The following is a 19,213-nucleotide window of genomic DNA, read 5'->3' as shown; positions in this document are numbered from 1 at the left end:
AGGACTTTTAAATTTTAATATAATATGGTATATATTATTAATACACAATCATTTATATTCACATCATAGGACTTTGTAAATCTTATAAAGAGTTTATAAAGTTCTTAACTGGGTGTGCTATACCTTCAACTCGTATCATTTAATCCGTTAACCGGCGCACCTTATTCAAAATCCTTTGCTGAAAACACGATGGATGACCTCAAAATAACATTGGAAACGCTCGGTGAAGAAGATCGTCGGGAACTCGGCATTTTCATCCAGCGTCAGAAAAAAAAGAAGAGTCGCAAGGACCTGGCGCTGTACAAACTCCTGCTGCAGGACAAGCACCACACACCAGAGCAGCTGATCGCCCGCCTGTACCCGGACGAGCCGAACCCGGTGGCCTACTATGCGCTGCGCAAAAGGCTCACCCGCCACCTCACGGACTTCATCATGCTCAAGCGGATGGAGCAGGACAGCACTTCCGCTTCTACCATTATGGGTTTGCTCTCCCTCTCCCGCTACCTCTTCGACGCGCAGGTAGAGCGACTGGCCTGGCACTACCTGCTCAAGGCCGAAAAGTTGGCCGCCGCCAACGAGCAGTTTGATCTGCTCAACACCATCTACAACCTGCAGATAGAGAAAGCAGAAAGTGAATTTGCCGGGGACCTGGACCAAATCATTGAAAAGCGCAACCAAAACAAATTAGCAGCCGATGAAATGGAACGGGCCAACATTGCCAGCAGCATCATCAGCCAGCGTTTGCAGACTGTCCGGCGCCAGGGCAGCGACCTGCACTTCGACCGGATCATACAGGAGGTGCTCTCTAGTTACAACCTGACCGAGGCTGTGAGCAAGCGTCCGCAGTTGCTTTTTAAGCTGATGTCCATTGCCCGGAGTGCCGTGCTGGCCCGCAAAGACTTTCTCACCTTTGAGCCCTTCATTATCAGCCAGTACCAGGAGACAGAGCAGAAATACGGCTTCATCAAGGCGCACCAGTATTACAAACTCAGCCTCCTCTACATGATCGCGCACGTGCTCTACCGGAACAAGAAGTTTGTGGAGTCGATTCACTACCTGGCGGCCCTGCACAACAGCATGAGCGGCGACGGCAAGCATCACTACGCTACTTTTTATCCGCGCTACATTTTTTTGATGGTGGCCAACCTCGTCTTTCTGCGCAGCAACGCAGAGGCCATCGGGTTGATGGAGAAACTGCTATACAAAAGCAAAGTGCACCTGAGTCAGCGCGACCAACTAACGGCCTTGCTGGGTTTGAGCTTTAACTACTTTGCGCAAGGCGCTTTCGGCAAAGCAAACCGTGTGCTGCTCGGCATCAAGCGATCAGACAAATGGCTGGAGCAAACCATGGGGCGTGAGTGGGTGCTGAAGAAAAAAATGGGGGAATTGATTCTGCAGTACGAGCTCAGCAATGAGGACCTGGTACTGAACAAGATCCGGTCTTTTGAGCGCACATTCAAAGACATGCTACAGCAACCGGCCTACTACAACGTGAAGCAATACCTGCAGCTTATCAAGCACATGGTGGACCAACCGGCGGCCGTGGCCAGCGAGGCTTTTTTTCAGCAGGTAGAGCAGAGCCTCGAATTTGATTCGTTTGAGAATACCGACATCCAGGCCATGAGTTTTTATGCCTGGCTGAAAGCCAAAATGCTCCGACGACCCTATTATGATGTGCTGCTAGAACTAGCGCAGAGTAACCTGTAGCCTGAGCGCCTGTGTTCGATCTACCACAAAAAACCGCGGCTCGCGTATAAGCACGAAAAATCAGACGCCATGGCAACAGAAAAATACACCGTCCCGGCACAGACCCGTATCGGGCATGTGCACCTGAAAGTAGCAGACCTCGACAGGGCCCTGGCTTTTTACCGTGATTTGCTGGGTTTTGAACTGATGATGATGTACGGGCCGGATGCAGCCTTTATTTCGGCGGGTGGTTACCACCATCACATCGGGTTGAATACCTGGTACAGCAAAGGCGGTACGCCAGCTCCGGCTCGTAGCACCGGCCTTTTTCACACCGCCATCCTCTACCCTACCCGCAAAGACCTGGCGGCCATCCTGAAGCGGATCCGTGAGTCCGGCTACCGGCTCGATGGTGCCTCCGACCACGGTGTTTCGGAAGCGCTATACCTCTCTGACCCCGACGGCAATGGCGTGGAGTTGTACTGGGACAGACCGAAGGAAAAGTGGCCGCTCGACGAGGAAGGGAAGATCACCATGTACACCCAGCCACTCGACCTGCAGGATTTGCTCAGCGAATTGGAAAAGTAAGTTTTACGATTGAGGTTCTTTTGACAAAAGACATAAGATTTTATTCCGATGGAGCGTGCCTAAGGACCTCTCTTCACTGTCTTTTTTTACAGCTTCTTCAATCACTTTGCCTTCGTAAAACAGTCCTTTATTAAAGAATTTCAGAACTTGAGCTATACCTTAAAACAGTAACACATGCCCCACATTGCCCTTATTTCTTCAAGCGTACGCACCGGCCGGAAAAGCCACCGCGTTGCGCTATACATGAAAAAGTACCTTGAAGAACACCAACTTGCCAGCACCGAGATCGTGGATCTGAAAGCTTACGACTTTCCGGTGTTTCATGAACGCTACAGCCGATTGGAGTCCCCTTCAGAACCAATGACCGAATTCAGAGACAAGATACTGGAGGCAGACGGGGTGATCATCGTGACGCCCGAGTATAACGGTGGCTATCCGGCCAGTCTCAAAAACGTGGTGGACCTGCTTTATGACGAGTGGCACCGCAAGCCGGTGGCCATCTCTACGGTTTCAGGAGGGGCTTTCGGTGGTACGCAGGTGATTACCTCACTGCAGTTCTCGCTCTGGAAAATGCGCGCCTGGACCGTTCCCGCTATGTTTCCCGTGCCCAAGGTGCAGGACAATTACGACGAGGCAGGCAATGCCGCCGATAAAGAAGCCACCGACAAACGGGCCGACCACTTTCTGCGGGAACTGCTCTGGTGTATCGAGGCGAAAAAGAAAATGGATGCAACTGCTGATTAGGTGCGTTGCCCGCTATACCTATACCTGAGTCTGTCAAGGTGTAGATGTAGGTATAGATAAAGGCCACCCTCTCACATAAACGGCTCCTTAAGGCGACTTCTACTGTCTGTCGCCCTCGCTCGCGTCCCGCGAGTGTGAGCTATAGGGCGGCCTCTGGCCGCTTTACCTTATACCTGTGTTAAGTGGCGTCCCGCCACCACATACCTCATACTCGCGGGACGCGAGCGAGGGCAGTAAACCTGGACAGTCCAGTTATGGTAGGTATACCCCTACCCCTCCAGCTCCACATAATCGGCACTGCGCGGCAGCTCCATGAAATGCTGCGCCAGTTCTTCCGGCAGTGCCGCAAGCTTTCTCTTCAAGACATCAATCCAGGCGCCTTCTACTTTGATCACGGCTGCCTTCACGCCATCGGCCTTGTACAGTTCGTGGCGCAGTGCCCAGCGGGAACCGTCCTTGCGGCTGGCTGTCAGTTCTGTTTGGATGGTGATTTCCTCATTTACTCCCACCTCTCGCAGGTACGTGGTTTCCTCCTTGAACAGGATCGGACCGATGTGCAGGCGCTGGAAGGTTTTCATGTCCATCCCCAGTTCATCCAGGGCTTCGATACGGGCCTGCGCGGCGAAATCAGCATAGGCAGAATGGCGCATGTGCATGTTCGCATCCAGGTGCGACCACATTACTTTTCCGGTGTAGGTATGGGGCATGTTTGGTTAGGTTTTAGTGGCATCGAACTGATAACGATGTCAGGGTGGCAAAGTTAGGCTTTGCAGGTATAACACAGGGTATTTTTTACTAAAATCATGTTGTGAAGGAGCTCATGATATTCTATATCTAAGCTTTAATACATACATTTACAGCACCATACGATTTTCTACTTTTGCCTATGAGAACAGCTTTACTCCTGTTTGCCCTCTTGTTTTTTTTCCAGCACGACAGCCATTCCCAGGATGCGCTTATACCGTCTTACATAATTGGGCACACGCTAAGTACACCAGTAGGCGTAACAGTAGCCCAGACGGGAGAAATATATGTTGCCAATAGTTACCAGGTCAGGGTACTGAATTCAGAAGGCAACTTCATCAAGGATATACAGACAGCCGATGTACCCTACCAGGGACGCGCACGCGCAGTGGCTACAGACCTTGCCGGTAACTTATATGTCTGGGACTCCTACTCATTTTACCTTTACAAGTACGACCAGGAAGGTAACTTATTACACAAGTTCCAAAACTACTTGATCAACGCGTACACCGGATCCGCCGTGGAGGGGATTGCTGTGGCACCGGACGGGAGCATCTATATCACAGACGTGACGAAGCATGTGGTCCGGAAATTCACGAACGAAGGCAAATTTCTGCTGGAGCTAAATTCTCTTAACACCCCAACAGATGTGGCCGTTGGGCCTGATGGCGCAGTGTATGTGGCAGACACAGGAAACAAACGCATTGTGAAGTATAGCGCGACGGGGCAGCAGCTTGCATCCTATACAACTCCCGGAAACGGAGCCCCGGCCTTTGGCCGACCTACAGGTGTTGAGGTGAGCAGTACCGGTATAATACATGTAGCAGATGCCTCTAATGCCGCCGTTTATACATTTACTATTGATGGTGAGTTCCATTTGAACCTCCGATTACCAGGCGTACAACCCAACGAAAGCCTGGGTATCGGCATTGACAAGGAAGGGTACATTTATGTATCATCCAGTGGCAGCCTTACAGGAAAACCGCAACATGGGAAGGTGTTCAAACTCTGGCCTACAGGTGAGCGGGAGGCCATCTTCGGCGAACTTGACCCTGCACTAACAGGTCTTAGTGTGACAGCCATGGAGGCAGACAGTGCAGGTCACTACCTGTACTTAGCCAACAGTAACTCCCGCAAAATTGAAAAGTATAACCGCCAGGGCATAAAGCTATCAGAAATAGGCAATGGCAGTCCGGAAGCTGACTTTGGTATCATCCAGGATATCGCGACCGCTCATGATGGATCGCTTTATGTTTTAGATAGCATGTCCGTAAAGATGTTCAGTCCAGCCGGGGGCTTCATCTCAAGCTTTGAGCCTATACCTGCTGCTGTAGCCTGGAGCAGACAAAGATTAACCGCCGGGCTTGATCATTTCCTGTATGTGTTAACAAACGGCAGGGTTGCCCAATATAACAGAAAAGGCAAGCTTCTTAAGGTGACTGCTTTAAACGGAATTGACTCCTCTTACCCCAACCCCGTTTTTCAGGATATTGCGGTGGATGCTACTGGCAATCTTTATGTTATTATCATCCTGAGCCAGCGTTTCCCATGGGAGGCGGTGTATGAGGTAAACAAATATGATGCCGCTGGTCAACTACTTTTCCAGTACCAGACCAGGGGAAGAAAAATCGTGGAAATTAACATACCACAAAGTATAGAAGTTGATAAAGCAGGAAACGTCTATGTGGCCGGGAACTCGGTGGAAGTATTTGACAATGAGGGAAATCTAAGGGAACATCTGCCAGTTTCTGCAGACCTGATTTCAGTTAACGGCGCAGGAAGCACTGTGTTGGCCGGGCTGCTCCACGATAGCCAATTACTCATCCTGAACAGGGAGTCCATTCCGGTAGAGAGTTACATATCCGGCACCGTATTTCAGGATACCAACTTAAACAGCATACAGGATACAAACGAGCCAGGTATAAAAGGTATACCGGTAAGAGTGGAGCCAGGCTCTGTTTTCGGTTTCTCTGATGCATATGGAAGATACAGAGTGCCCATAGAACAGGTGGGTACTTACAAAGTGATCCAGGTATTGCCGGTACTTGGGGCCAACTCTTTTATCGAACAAGTGTCGCCGGAGGCTGGGTCTCCACATACTGTTACCATAGCCACAAAAGGAAGTTCGGTGACAGGTAGAAATTTCGCAAACCGCGTCACCCTTTCCCCTTACCTTTCCGTCAGCGTTTCCTCGACTCGCCGTCGCCGCTGCTTTGAGAGCTCCACCATGCTTCATTATTCCAATATAGGCCATGCCACCGCCCCAGACGCCAAGGTATACCTGCAATTGCCCAGCGAAGTAGAGTTGCTCTCAGCCGACAAACCCTATACCCGCCTGCCGGACGGCACATACCAATTTTCAGTCGGTGAATTAACAGCTGGCCAAAGCGGCACCATCACCATACAAGACCTGGTAACCTGTGGCAACGAGTTGGTGCGCGGCCGCACGGTCTGCACCCGCGCCTGGATCACACCCTCCAACAACAAACCGGCTGAACCCACCCCGACCGTTTCCATTACCGGCCGCTGTAATGCCGAGTTGGGCATGATCCGCTTTGTGGTGCGCAACACCGGCACTGCCGACATGGACCAGCACGAGTTGTTCCGCAAGTTTGCGAACGGTGAGCTGGCTTCGCAGGAGCAGTTCCGCCTGGCCGCCGGCGACAGCCTCGTGCTGTGGGTGCCATCGCTGGGCTATACCTGGCGCCTGGAGGCAGACCAGCCAACCGGCAACGGCGACAACACCACCGTCAGCGTCACCATCGAGGGCTGCCCTGGCGAAGCAGCAAGCTCGGTGAGCACAGGCATGATCAACCTTTTGCCTACCGACGACGAGGAAGCCGAGAAGTCTACGGAGTGCATGCTGATCACCGACTCTTACGACCCCAACGACAAACTAGTGACCCCGGTAGGACGCACCGAGGAATTCTATACGCCGACGAACACCGCCCTCAAGTACAAGATCCGCTTCCAGAACACGGGCACTGATGTGGCCTACCGCATCGTGGTGGTCGATACGCTCTCCGAGCACCTGGACCTGAGCACGCTGCAGTTGGGGGCCACCTCCCACCCGAGCCGCGTGGAGGTTTCAGGCAAGGGGCAACCAGTACTGACCTGGACCTTCGACAACATCATGCTGCCCGACTCTACGGCCAACGAGCCCGGCAGTCACGGCTACATCCAGTTCAGCATAAAGCCAAAGGCGGACCTCGCGGAGAAGACCCTGGTGGAGAACTTTGCCGACATCTTCTTCGACTTCAACTCCCCGATCCGCACCAACGTCACCCAAAACCGCATCTACGACATGCCGCCGGTGATCAACGAAGCCGTACGCGTAAACCTGGAGGATGTGCTTGCCACACCAGGTATAACGGGCTTTGCGCCAGCGGATGGCAAGTTTGGCAGTGAGGTTACTATCACCGGCCAGCGTTTTGCCTCTAAGCCAGACGGCAACAAGGTATACCTAAATGGCAAGGCAGTCACCGTCGTGAGCGCCAGTGCAACCGAGCTCAAAGTGCTGGTGCCGGCAGGCGCTACAACAGGCGCGCTCAAAGTAATTACGCCAGACGGAGGCGTGACCTCCTCAGATAAGTTCCAGGTATACCAGCCGCCCGTCCTCACCTCTTTCAGTCCAGTAGAAGGCATGGTCGGCCAGACCGTAACGCTTACGGGCGAGCACCTGCAAGCAGAAATGATCGAAGGCATCAGACTGGGCGGACTGACCTGCGAGATCCTGAGCAGTAGCGGTAGCGCGATAACGGTGCGCGTGCCGGCAGAAGCCACTACTGCCCAATTCCAGATCAACACCAAAGGTGGCGAGGCCCTGAGCAGCGCGACCTATACCGTGTGGTACGCACCTGGCATCTCAGGTCTGAGCAAACAGACCGGCATTGTGGGTGCAAGCATCACGATCGCGGGCGAGCACTTCGCCACTGACAAAGCACGCAATCAGGTGCGTTTCGGGAAGGCGCTGGCGCAGGTGCAGGAGGCTAGTCCAAAGCAGCTAGTAGTGCGGGTGCCAGAAGGCGCCGAATCCGGTCTGATCTCTGTAGAGACTCCAGGCGGGAAGGCCACTACTGCCACCAACTTCGAAGTAATTCCGGGCCCGAGATTCGCTACCATGCAACCTGCTAAGGGTACAGTGGGCACCGTGGTCGAGATCACCGGAGAGCACTTCGGCATTATGGGACTGGGGGATAAAATTACTTTTAACGGGCAGGAAGCCCTGGTGCTAGAAGGCGCTGAAAACAGATATAAGGTGCGCGTGCCGCGCGGAGCCAGCACCGGCAAGGTGACCATCACCGGCTTCGGCGGACAAACCCACAGCAGCTCCGATTTTGTGATAGAGGAACTGATGCCGGCCGAAGCAATCACCGTGTACCCGAACCCGAATAACGGAAAGTTCACCGTGAGCCTGCGCCACGCCGATTTTGATGTGCAACTGATCGAGGTATACGATGCCCTTGGCATACGCCTGCACCAAACGCACATCACCGGACCAAGACCGGAAGCAGTGGAGATCAGTCTGCCGGCTGCTAAAGCTGGCCTGTACTTCCTTCAAATTCAGACGGAACGAGGGATGATCACCAAAAAGCTGACGGTGCTGTAACAAACTTGCTCGTGCAGGGCTACTGCAGCACCGTCAGTCTGGTTTATCAACTAAGCGACTTCGCGCTTTTCGTCTTCTAACGATTGGATAGCATCGTAGAGGGCAGGGCTGGCATCGCGCAGCTTTTCTATGACATTGGCCAGGCCGTAGAACTTTTCGGGTTCGACTGCGGAGCTGTTTGCAAAGGCTTTTAAAAGCGTCTGAAGGATTTGGGTATAATTTTCTTCAAATTCGTCTGGATTCATAGGTAATGGGCTAAAAGTTTACATATCAATAAGATACAAACTATACCTTAAAATAATTCGATTGCAGCAAAAAAAAGCGCCGTACATTTCTGCACGGCGCTTTTCTATTATATCAGGTATAGCAACTACAGCTTCTTCAATCCCTTCTGCTCCTGCTTGCTTCCCTCCTTCACACTCACTGCTACACCGCCGCCAGAAGCCAATGGCTGCTTCAATATGCTCTTCGAATTTACCAGCACCTTGCGGATCTCATGCTTCTGCGGGTTCTTGTTCCAACTGGCGTCTTTGGCATCAGCATAAATGGTCGCGATGTAAGTTTTGCCTTTTGGCAGGTAGTCGAAGCGGATGTTAGCGGTACGGGTGTTCTCATCGGTGATACCTCCAATGTACCACTCGTTCTTACCTTTCGCTTTACGGGCGATCGTTACATAGTCACCCGGCTCAGCTTCCAGCACCCAGGTGTCGTCCCAGTCCACGGCTACGTCTTTGATGAACTGGAAAGCATCCGGGAAGCGGGTATAGTTGTCCGGAATGTCAGCAGCCATTTGCAGCGGGCTGTACATGGTCACGTAGTAGGCCAGCTGTTTCACCAGCGTCGTGTTCACGCGCTGCTCTCCACCGTGGTAGTACGAAAGGTCCGTCTGGAAAATACCCGGCGTATAGTCCATCGGGCCACCCATCAGGCGGGTAAACGGAAGGATCGTCGCGTGGTCCGGGGCCAAACCACCCATCGCTTCGAACTCAGTGCCACGTGCTGACTCCTGCGCCAGCCAGTTCGGGAAAGTACGGTGCAGACCAGTCGGACGAACTGCCTCGTGGCTGTTGATCATGAGCTTGTACTTGGCCGCCGTGCGGGCCACGTGGTTGTAATGGTTCACCATCCACTGCCCGTCGTGGTGCTCGCCTCTTGGGATAATCTTGCCTACATAGCCGGTCTTCACCGAATTATACCCGTGGTCCTTCATAAACTGGAAAGCGTCCTGCAGGCGGCGCTCGTAGTTGGTGGCAGAGGCGGAGGTTTCGTGGTGCATCATCACGCGAACGCCCTTCGACTCCGCGTACTTCTGTACCTCCTTCACGTCAAAGTCAGGGTAGGCTGTCACGAAATCGAAAACTTCTTCTTTCCAGTTGCCGAACCAGTCTTCCCAGCCGATGTTCCAACCCTCGATCAACACCGCGTCAAAGCCATGCTCAGCCGCAAAGTCGATATGCTTCTTGGCATTCTCAGTCGTCGCACCGTGGCGTCCGTTCGGTGTTAATTTGGTGAAGTCGTCGGTCAGTTTTACATTGGTCTCCTTGCCATAGGCCCAGGTGCTCTTGCCAGCCACAAAATACTCCCACCAAATGCCGATGTACTTCACCGGCTTGATCCAGGACACGTCTTCGTATTCTGTCGGTTCGTTCAGATTCAGGATCAGTTTGGAGGCCAGAATGTCAGTGGCTTTGTCGCTCACGACAATGGTTCTCCAGGGTGTATGCGTTTCGGTTTGCATATAGCCTTTGTTGCCCACGGCATCCGGTGTCAGGTGCGAGCTGAATTTAAAGGTTTTCGGGTCCACGTTCAGCTGCATGGCTGGATAGTTGAGCAGGGCAGCTTCGTGAATGTTGATATACAGTCCGTCCGAAGACTTCATCATGGAAGGCGTTTGCACCGCCAGTGTTTTGATCGGGAACTGGGCATGCACATCGATCGTCGCCTTCTGCATCAGGTTCGGTATCTGGGAAATCTGCGAAGTGGTATAGGCATACTCGTTGGTGTCATAGTCACCCGGAATCCAGAAGATCTTGTGGTCGCCGGTCAGATTGAACTCGGTGTGCTCTTCTTTGATAATGAAGTACTTGAGTTCATCCTGTTGCGGGAATTCGTAGCGGAAGCCCAATCCGTCGTTGAACAATCGGAAGCGAATCTGGATGTGGCGGTCCTTGTGCTCCTTTTGGTTGAGCGTTACCAACAGCTCGTTGTAGTTATTGCGGATAGTTTTCTGCTCACCCCATACTGGTTCCCATGTATCGTTCACGCTGTTTTGCTCGGTCTTGGCTACCGTAAATCCGTTCATCATGGAGGGCACGTCCTTCATCTCGAAGCCCATTTTGCTCTGCTTGATCACAGGTTTCTTTTTGTAGGTGAGCTGGTAGGTGGGCACCCCGTTTGCGGCCAGTTCAAAGGTCATCGACAGGTTTTTGTCCGGCGAGGTGATGGTCTGCGCCTGCACCAGCCAGGTGATCAGGAACAGGAATGTGAAGAGGGATAGTCGCCTGTAAATGCGACCGATCAGGTTAGTGTTTTGATGCATATCTTATAAAGGGTGTATGGTGAAGAACAGCTGATTGTACTCTGTCAGTCCGCCACAGGTTATATTTTTTCTGATTGCAAAATACATTAAAAATCGAATAGTATGGAAGAAGCGTTTCCAACGCCTTCCACCGGGAGGTCGTATACCTGCACAAACGACTTATACATCGCCATGGAAATCATTCACGACGAAGAAGACACCCGCTTTTATATCATCCTGGAAGGCGGCGAGGCTGAGCTCACTTATTCCATTACCGATCAGGGGCATATGGACTTCGACCATACCTTTGTGCCCGAGCAGCATCGCGGTCAGGGTATAGCCGACAGATTAGTAAAAGAAGGACTGGAACATGCACAGGCCTGCAAATGCATGATTGTGCCCTCCTGCCCGGTGGTAGAAGCCTACGTAAAACGCCACAAGGAATACGACGCCATTGTGAATTGGGACTAGCCTATACCTGTTGTTCTGTTTTTTGCGGCCGGAGCAATAACCAGATGATCAGACCAACCGGCCATACCATGAGCAGGACCATCAGGGCCACCAGCCAGGGGGACTTGCCCCGGCGCCGGGCATCGTGGTAAGACCAGATTACGCTCCATACAGCAAAAACCAGCAGCACGATGCCTATAATAATGCTGATGAGGCCCAAGCCAGTCAGGAAGGATGAGAAAGTCTGCTCCATGGTTTTCTTTATCAGCTATTTATAACGCAGTCCTTCAGGTGTGGTTGAAAAATGACGTGTGCATCCTAGCTTGTGTCTGATCACCAGTGGTGAGGCCGGCCCATAAACGCTGCGCTTGTCACAAAGCCTTCGGGTTGTTGGCTACCTGGCGCCGGGCGCCTGTTCTTTTAGCCTCTGCCTGGGCTCGCTTACAGGCTCCTTCAGCTTTTCCAATCCGAAAGTACACAGTAGGGTTTTGCTAACTCCTGTATTCCCAAAGGTGAAGCATGCGAGTCTGGAGACCCTCAACAGTCATACTTCGGATTGATAAATCCGAAGGAGCTAAGAGACACTCACTTCTGGCGAGGGAATTATAATCATCTACTTTTACCCTATAGAGACTGTGACCCATTTAAGCTATACTCTCCAGAGAGTTTCCCGTACATGAGACATTATTTCAACTGTGTACCGGCCTGAGGCCAATTCGCAAACCAAATACTATGAAAGACACGCAGCAAAAACACCTGTGGTGGCAGGAAGGAGTCATTTACCAGATCTACCCACGTTCTTATCAGGACAGTAACGGCGATGGTGTGGGTGACCTGCAGGGCATCATCCAACGGCTCGAACATATCAAGTCACTATGTATAAAGGCTATCTGGATATCTCCTCTCTTCTCCTCTCCCATGGCCGATTTTGGCTACGACATATCAGACTACTGCGACATCCATCCATTGTTTGGCTCCATGGACGACTTCGATGAACTCCTGCAGGCCGTGCACGACCGGGACATGAAGTTGATCCTGGACCTTGTGCCCAACCATACTTCCGATGAGCATCCCTGGTTTAAGGAATCCCGCTCTTCTAAAGACAATCCAAAGCGCGACTGGTACATCTGGAAAGATGCCAATGAAGACGGATCTGAGCCGAATAACTGGCTTGCCATGTTTGGCGGAAGTGCCTGGGAATGGGACGAGCATACGCAACAGTACTATTATCACGCTTTTTTGAAAGAACAACCTGATCTGAACTGGCGAAACCCCGAGGTGCAGGAGGCTATGCTGGATGTGATGCGCTTCTGGCTCGACAAAGGCGTGGACGGCTTCCGGGTGGACGTGATGTGGCACATGATCAAAGACGAGCAGCTGCGCGACAACCCGGTGAACCCACACTACAAAGCCCACCAGGCGACGTACGAAAAGCTTATACCTGCTTACTCCACTGACCAGCCTGAGGTCCATGATATCGTGCACAAGATGCGTAAAGTGCTCGACAGCTACGATGAGCGCATGATGATCGGGGAAATATACCTACCCATCCACAAACTGATGACCTACTACGGCACCGACAAGAGCGGGGCGCACCTGCCTTTTAACTTTCTGCTGCTTTCCATCGACTGGGATGCCACGGAAATCTCATCGAACATCAACCAATACGAAGGCGCCCTGCCGAACGGCGGTTGGCCGAACTGGGTACTGGGCAACCATGACCAGCCCCGCATCACGAGCCGGGTGGGCAAGGCACAGGCCCGTGTGGCGGCCATGCTCCTGCTGACATTGCGCGGAACACCAACCATTTATTATGGAGACGAGATTGGCATGCGTGACGTGCCCATTCCGCCGGACGAGGTGCAGGACCCGCAGGGACTTAACATGCCCGGTCTTAACCTGAGCCGCGATCCGCAGCGCACCCCCATGCAGTGGGACAGGAGCGAAAACGCTGGCTTCAGCGAGAGCAAGCCCTGGCTGCGGCTGCCCGAAGATTACCGCCGCGTGAATGTGAAGACGCAACTGGAAGATGAATTCTCGATCTACGCCCTTTACAAACGCCTGATCAAACTAAGACAGGAGGAACCTGCCCTGCACATCGGGGACTACCGGCCGGTGGTAGCCAGCAGTCCGCTTCTGGCCTACCTGCGCTATACCTCAGATCAGCGCTTTCTGATATTGCTCAACCTCAGCCACAAGCCCTGTCATTTCGCACCGGAGCATTTCAACTTCGAAGGCACCATCGAGATCGACACCCTGCCCGAGCGGGAAGGTGCCACGGTCAGCAAGCACGTCAGCCTGAGCGGCGATGAAGGGATGATCATCCGGCTGAAATAATCCTGAACTAGGTATAGCAGCCGTCCTAAAATAACAGTGGCAGGCTAAAGCAGCTACGAATAAGGGCGTAAGCCCGATCAAGCAAAGGCATCTGCAATACAGCAGATGCCTTTGCTAATGTATAGGTGTAAGCGGGCGTGCAGGAGTTACAAGCGAATAGTCAATAATTACGTTTGTGTTGGCTCGAGTTTCTTCAGACATGCCTCCAGATCCACTCCCTCTCCCAGCACGCCACTTAAGATATCACCTAACTGGCGTATTCTATCCGGCATGTTCAGCATCGTAAAATCAGTTGGCCGTAGTCCTGGCTTGACTTCCTCCCAACGGAGAGGGGCCGAAACCGGGGCGCCTGTCCTTGGGCGGACGCTGTAAGGGGCAGCCACCGTTTGCGCAATAGCATTCTGCAGAAAATCCAGGTAGATCTTACCCTTACGAGATTTCGGGTTACGCTCCAGACTGGTCAGCGTAGGCAGCTGTTCGTGCACCTTTTGGGCCACTAATTGCGCAAATTGCTTGGCTTGCTCAAAGGTATACCTGGCTCCCAGCGGCACGTAAATATGCATGCCCGTAGCTCCGGAGGTTTTAACATAGCAGGCGGCTCCGGCCTTGTCCAGCACCTCCCTGGTCGCAAGTGTGGTTTCGATTACTTCATCGTAGGGGTTCTCATCCGGGTCCAGGTCAATGACCAGGTAATCCGGTTTTTCCAGATTAGCTAATCGAGAGTTCCAAGGGTTAAGTTGTATGCAGCCCAGATTGTTCATGTAGGCCAGCGTCGCCTTGTTGTCACACACCAGGTAATCGACCTCCTTCCCCGTAGACTCTGCATGGAGGGCCACAGTGCGTACCCAGTCAGGGGTATGGTCGATGTCTTTCTGGAAGAAGCCCGGCTTTTCGGCCCCGTTCGGATGCCGCAGCAGCGACTGCGGCCGGTCTTGCAGGTATGGCAGCAGCACGTCGCCTATACCTTGGTAATAGGCGATCAAGTCCCCTTTTGTGAGTCCCTCCGTTGGCCAGTAAAATTTATCCAGGTTGCTGAAAGAAACGGTCTGTCCCTCAATTTCCTTCTCTTCCTTGCTATCGTCTCTGCTGCTCTTTTCAGGCGAGGATTTATGTGATTTCTTTGCTGTCGTAGCTTTTTCAGCAGTAGCCTTTTTAGCCGGTTTAGCTGGTTTGGTCATACTGATATCACCTAGATGATCTTCACTGTCATAGGCTTCTGTCACCGCCGCTTCATCTTTCTTTTTCACCAGCAGCCAGGCTCCCTTCTGCCGCCCTTTCATTTTGATGAGGGTAAACTCACCCCGCAGCTTCTTTCCTTCCAGCACGAACTTGATATTGCCCTCCTCTAGTCCACGCAGCAAATACTCCTCCTCCATTGCAGGATCATCGGTTTCGGCGGCGTGGTAGGTCCCTTCGTCCCAGATAGCTACCCGGCCGGCACCGTAGTTGCCTTCCGGTATCACGCCCTCAAACGTGCGGTACGAAAAAGGATGGTCTTCCACTTCCATGGCCAGGCGTTTATCGGTGGGGTTGAGCGAGGGTCCTTTGGGGACTGCCCAGCTTTTCAGTACACCTTCCATTTCCAGTCTGAAGTCGTAATGCAGGGTAGAAGCCTCATGCCGCTGTACTACAAAGCGCAGTTTTCCTTTGCCGTGTCCCTCCTTCCCGGCGGGCTCCGGCGTCTCACCGAAGTTCCGCTTCTTATTATATTTTTCCAGGCTCATAGCTAATCAGGAAGAGTGAAGTAAGAGTGTAGCAATATCTACCTTCCCGCCTTTATCCTTCATGCACGGGTGATACACGCGGTAAGCGGTGTCATCGTATATTTTCTTCAACTTGCAGCCAGGGGACTCTTTCCGAATTGTTTTCATCGATTTATATATAAAGACAAACATAAGGGTGCGCTACTAGCCTAAAACGTAAAGATGAGGCATTCGTTTATTGCAATAGAAGTCTTATAACAAGGCCAAACAAAAAGCCAACTGCCCACTTTGAAGCAATTATGAACAACGAAATAAGCTTAATCATTACACGCGACCTGGATAGACTTTCTGAAGAGATCCGGGCATTTGAGCAGGAGGAAAACCTTTGGAAAGTAAAAGGCCATGTTACCAATCCGGCCGGGAATCTCTGTTTGCACCTGGTCGGCAACCTGAGCAATTATATCGGAGCTATACTGGGCAGGAGCGGCTATATACGGAACCGGGACGCGGAATTCAGCCTTCGGAACGTTTCCAAAAAAGAATTGCTGGAGCAGATCACGAAGGTGAAACATACCATAGCCCAAACGCTGGCGCACCTCACGCCGGAGCAGCTGCAAGCGCCCTATCCAGAGCAGGTGCTCGGCTATCAAATGACTGTCAGCTTTTTCCTGCTACACATCAGCGGTCATTTAAACTATCACCTGGGCCAGATCAACTACCTGCGCCGGATCCTGGAATAACGCTCCATCTTAATTATGAAATAATAGCAAAATTTTAGTTCTGTAAATTATGAACTAATGAAACCATCTATTACCTTTGTTGCGTTAATACTCTAAAAGGAAGGTATACTATGATTCTTAGTGAACAACAGCTTAGCCTGATCGAGGAATTTGGTGTTTATCAGGAGAACAACGGCTTTCAGCCCGCTGTGGCACGGGTGATGGGGCTGCTGCTTGTTTCTGACCGCGCGGAACTCACCTTTGATGAGATCAGCGAAGCACTCTCCATCAGCAAAAGCGCTACCAGCAATGCGCTCAACATGCTGCTTAATACAGGAAACATTGAGTATACCACGTTCCCAGGCGACCGCAAGCGCTATTTCCGCATCAAGTCCTCTAACTGGCGTGAATTCTTTTTAAAGAGGATGGAAGACCTGAGCTATCTCAACGGATTGCTGAAACGCGCGCTGGACGTAAGAAAGCGCGATAATCCGATCTATGACGCCAAGCTTAACGACTTTATCAGCTTCATGGACTACATGCAAAACAGAATGCCCTCCCTGATTGAAGAGTGGGAGAAGAGCCGAAAATAATTTTTTTATTTCTATAGTTCACTCTTTCCTGAACTTACTAGTTACATCTAAACACAATAAACCAACAACGTGAAAATCAAATATTTAGTAGTCGGATTGGCCATGCTTTTCGTGAAGCCGGTGGTGGCGCAGGAGAAGCCCGATGTGCGGACGCTGAGTCTGCAGGAGGCCATTACCTATGCGCTGGAGCATAACGAAGACATGCAAAAGGCTTCGTATGACCAACTGAGCGCCAAATACATGGTGAAGGAGGCGAAGAGCAATGGGCTGCCGCAGGTGAATGCCTTCGGTAACTTTAATATGTACCCTGCCATACCCGTGCAGGTGATCCCGAACGTGTTCGAGGGAAAGCCTGACGAGATGATCCCGGTGCAGTTCGGTACCAAATACAACGCAAACGGCGGTATACAGCTGTCTCAGCTGTTGTTCAACCAGTCTTACTTTGTAGGCCTGAAAGCAGCCAAGAGCAGCGAAGACCTTTACCGCCTGCGTAAGACCATGACGGAAGAAGAAGTAATGTACAACGTGAGCTCTTCTTATTTTCAGATCCTGCAGACGAAGGAGCAATTCCAGATCATCAATGCCAACCTGGCACGACTGGAGCAGCTGGGCAAAATCCTTCAGCTGCAGTACGAAAACGACCTGGCCCGCAAGGTGGATGTGAACCGCATCAAGGTGAACAAGACCAACCTGGAGACGCAACTGCAGACGCTGACCAGTGCACTTGACCAGCAAATGAATGTCCTGAAGTTTTTCATGGGCATGCCGCTGGAAGAGGGCATCGCGTTGACAGACGCTGCCATCACGCTCGACACAGGCGCTGCGGCCTTTAACAGCAGCAAAGACCTGGTGCAGGGACAGACACAACTGGAATTGCTCAACAAGCAGGCTGAGCTGACTGATCTGCAGATGCAGAACATCAAGGCTGGCTACTACCCTACTTTGGCGGCAACAGGCACTTACCAGTACAACGCCATGCGCAAGGAGTTCAACTTCTTCGACACGAACATGCCATGGTTTAAAACAGCCATTGTAGGCGTTCAGCTCAACATCCCAATTTTCGACGGTATGCGCAAGCACTCCCAGATTAAGCAGACAGAGTACACACTCAAGTCGCTGGAGGCAGATCGCCAGAAGCTGACCAAGAACCTGGAAGTGGCGCTCGAGAACTCTATCAGCCAGCTGCAGAACAGCTCGTCGTCCATTGCGGCGCAGGAGCAGAATGTGGCCCTGGCCCAGGAGGTATACGACACCACCAACGACCTCTACAAGGAAGGCATCTCTCCGCTGACCGATCTGCTGGAGGCCGAAGTGAGCCTGCGCGAAGCCAAAACAAATCTGAACAACGAAATGCTGAAGTACCAGCTGGCCCAACTCGGCTACCTGAAAGCTACCGGCGACCTAAACACATTAATTAAATAAGCATCACAAACAACAAAATGAAAAAGCTGATTTATATCGTAGTCGTAATCGTGATTTTGGGCGCTATAGGCTTCAAGCTGATGAGCAACAAAGAGCAGATGGCAGCCAACGCCGCCGTTGCCTCCATCAAGAGCGATGCTATACCTGTGACCATTACCGAAGTAGCTTCTGCTAAACTCGACAAGTCCTTTACGGCACAGGGCAACTTCGCCCCGATCCAGAGCCTGACGCTGCTGTCTGAAACACAGGGCCAGATCAAAAGCGTGCTCAAGCGCAAAGGTGACAAAGTGAAGGCAGGCGAACTGCTGTTACAGGTTGAGAGTAACACCATGGCCGCCGACCTGGCCACCGCGCAAACCAACGCCGAGAAAGCCAAGCGTGACCTGGAGCGTTTTGAGAACCTGGCAGCAGGCGATGCGATCACCAAACGCCAGTTGGAAGATGCCCGTCTGAACGCAAAGGCTACAGAAGGACAGCTTGTAGCTGCCCGTCAGCGTCTGACCAAGACCCGCATTACTGCCCCCATCAGCGGCGAGATCAACGAGATCTATGTGGAAGTTGGCTCATACCTGAACACAGGCACCAGGCTGTATGACATCGTGAACGTGGACAAGCTGAAGCTAAAAGTGAAAGCTTCTGAAAGTGAAGTACTGCTGATCAACAAAGGAGACAAAGTGAAAGTGAAAGCCGATGCCGGTTCCGGCCAGGAGTATGAAGGCATCGTGACCGCCATTGCTGCTCAGGCTGACCCTACCCTGAAGTTTGACGTGGAAGTGGAAGTGAAAAATGCCGCTAACAACAACCTGCGCGCCGGTATGTATGGTACCGCTTTCTTCGACATAGCCGACCAGCGCGACGCCATGCTGTTGCCGCGTGAGGCGCTTGTAGGCAGCATCCAGAACCCACTGGTGTATGTGGTGAAAGACGGACAGGCCAGCCAGCGTCCGGTACGTGTGGGTGTGGTAACGCAGGACAAAGTAGAGATTCTGGACGGTGTGAAGCCAGGAGAGCAAGTAGTGCGCAGCGGCCAGATCAACCTGCGTGAAGGCATGAAAGTAACGGTGCTGAAATAGTTATTGGTGCACGATTGTCATCCCCCT

General features: G+C 52.1%; 15 protein-coding genes. 10 read left to right on the top strand and 5 right to left on the bottom strand.

Annotated features, from left to right (window positions below):
* The first annotated feature begins 189 nt into the window (after window positions 1-189).
* The 3 genes from Q4E40_RS14230 to Q4E40_RS14220 all read left to right on the top strand — a co-directional run bounded on the left by Q4E40_RS14230 (window position 190) and on the right by Q4E40_RS14220 (window position 3,018).
* Window positions 190-1,707, top strand: coding sequence for a hypothetical protein (locus Q4E40_RS14230; protein ID WP_303413068.1), 1,518 nt, complete (start codon window positions 190-192; stop codon window positions 1,705-1,707).
* A gap of 69 nt (window positions 1,708-1,776) precedes the next feature.
* Window positions 1,777-2,274 carry a VOC family protein gene (locus Q4E40_RS14225; protein ID WP_303413067.1) on the top strand — a complete coding sequence of 166 codons (498 nt, stop codon included), beginning with the start codon at window positions 1,777-1,779 and terminating at the stop codon, window positions 2,272-2,274.
* Window positions 2,275-2,448: 174 nt separating this feature from the next.
* Entirely contained in the window at window positions 2,449-3,018 is a 570-nt protein-coding gene (locus Q4E40_RS14220) for an NADPH-dependent FMN reductase (protein WP_303413066.1), read from the top strand.
* Between the two features lie 269 nt (window positions 3,019-3,287).
* On the opposite strand, the gene Q4E40_RS14215 is transcribed toward Q4E40_RS14220, so the two are convergent.
* Window positions 3,288-3,725 (bottom strand): acyl-CoA thioesterase, encoded by a 438-nt coding sequence (locus tag Q4E40_RS14215; protein ID WP_303413065.1) that lies wholly within the window; start codon window positions 3,723-3,725, stop codon window positions 3,288-3,290.
* Window positions 3,726-3,904: 179 nt separating this feature from the next.
* On the opposite strand from Q4E40_RS14215, the gene Q4E40_RS14210 reads away from it, so the two are divergent.
* Window positions 3,905-8,371, top strand: coding sequence for a DUF7619 domain-containing protein (locus Q4E40_RS14210; protein WP_303413064.1), 4,467 nt, complete (start codon window positions 3,905-3,907; stop codon window positions 8,369-8,371).
* A gap of 50 nt (window positions 8,372-8,421) precedes the next feature.
* On the opposite strand, the gene Q4E40_RS14205 is transcribed toward Q4E40_RS14210, so the two are convergent.
* Window positions 8,422-8,616: a hypothetical protein gene (locus tag Q4E40_RS14205; protein ID WP_303413063.1), complete on the bottom strand. Its 195-nt coding sequence runs from the start codon at window positions 8,614-8,616 to the stop codon at window positions 8,422-8,424.
* 125 nt (window positions 8,617-8,741) lie between these two features.
* Window positions 8,742-10,910 carry a glycoside hydrolase family 97 protein gene (locus Q4E40_RS14200; protein ID WP_303413061.1) on the bottom strand — a complete coding sequence of 723 codons (2,169 nt, stop codon included), beginning with the start codon at window positions 10,908-10,910 and terminating at the stop codon, window positions 8,742-8,744.
* Window positions 10,911-11,012: 102 nt separating this feature from the next.
* On the opposite strand from Q4E40_RS14200, the gene Q4E40_RS14195 reads away from it, so the two are divergent.
* Entirely contained in the window at window positions 11,013-11,360 is a 348-nt protein-coding gene (locus Q4E40_RS14195; protein ID WP_303413059.1) for a GNAT family N-acetyltransferase, read from the top strand.
* Window position 11,361: 1 nt separating this feature from the next.
* Here the strand turns inward: Q4E40_RS14195 and Q4E40_RS14190 are convergent, their stop codons facing one another.
* Window positions 11,362-11,592: a hypothetical protein gene (locus Q4E40_RS14190; RefSeq protein WP_303413057.1), complete on the bottom strand. Its 231-nt coding sequence runs from the start codon at window positions 11,590-11,592 to the stop codon at window positions 11,362-11,364.
* Between the two features lie 479 nt (window positions 11,593-12,071).
* Between Q4E40_RS14190 and Q4E40_RS14185 the strand changes: the two genes are divergently transcribed.
* Window positions 12,072-13,676: an alpha-amylase family glycosyl hydrolase gene (locus tag Q4E40_RS14185; protein ID WP_303413056.1), complete on the top strand. Its 1,605-nt coding sequence runs from the start codon at window positions 12,072-12,074 to the stop codon at window positions 13,674-13,676.
* A 167-nt stretch (window positions 13,677-13,843) separates the two neighbouring features.
* Here the strand turns inward: Q4E40_RS14185 and ligD are convergent, their stop codons facing one another.
* Window positions 13,844-15,400, bottom strand: coding sequence for a non-homologous end-joining DNA ligase (gene ligD, locus Q4E40_RS14180; protein ID WP_303413055.1), 1,557 nt, complete (start codon window positions 15,398-15,400; stop codon window positions 13,844-13,846).
* Window positions 15,401-15,678: 278 nt separating this feature from the next.
* Between ligD and Q4E40_RS14175 the strand changes: the two genes are divergently transcribed.
* The 4 genes from Q4E40_RS14175 (at window position 15,679) to Q4E40_RS14160 (ending at window position 19,186) form a co-directional block, all read left to right on the top strand.
* Entirely contained in the window at window positions 15,679-16,119 is a 441-nt protein-coding gene (locus tag Q4E40_RS14175; protein WP_303413053.1) for a DinB family protein, read from the top strand.
* Window positions 16,120-16,229: 110 nt separating this feature from the next.
* Window positions 16,230-16,691, top strand: a complete 462-nt coding sequence (locus Q4E40_RS14170) for a GbsR/MarR family transcriptional regulator (RefSeq protein WP_303413051.1) — start codon at window positions 16,230-16,232, stop codon at window positions 16,689-16,691.
* 69 nt (window positions 16,692-16,760) lie between these two features.
* A complete protein-coding gene (locus Q4E40_RS14165) occupies window positions 16,761-18,113 on the top strand; it encodes a TolC family protein (protein ID WP_303413049.1) in 1,353 nt (450 codons plus the stop codon).
* A gap of 17 nt (window positions 18,114-18,130) precedes the next feature.
* A complete protein-coding gene (locus Q4E40_RS14160) occupies window positions 18,131-19,186 on the top strand; it encodes an efflux RND transporter periplasmic adaptor subunit (protein ID WP_303413048.1) in 1,056 nt (351 codons plus the stop codon).
* Window positions 19,187-19,213: the final 27 nt, after the last annotated feature.

Origin of the sequence: Pontibacter coccineus (assembly GCF_030546575.1) — a bacterium.
Classification (GTDB): Bacteria; Bacteroidota; Bacteroidia; order Cytophagales; family Hymenobacteraceae; genus Pontibacter; species Pontibacter coccineus.
Note: the sequence above shows the minus strand (reverse complement) of the source record. Positions and strands in the feature narration are given on the sequence as shown.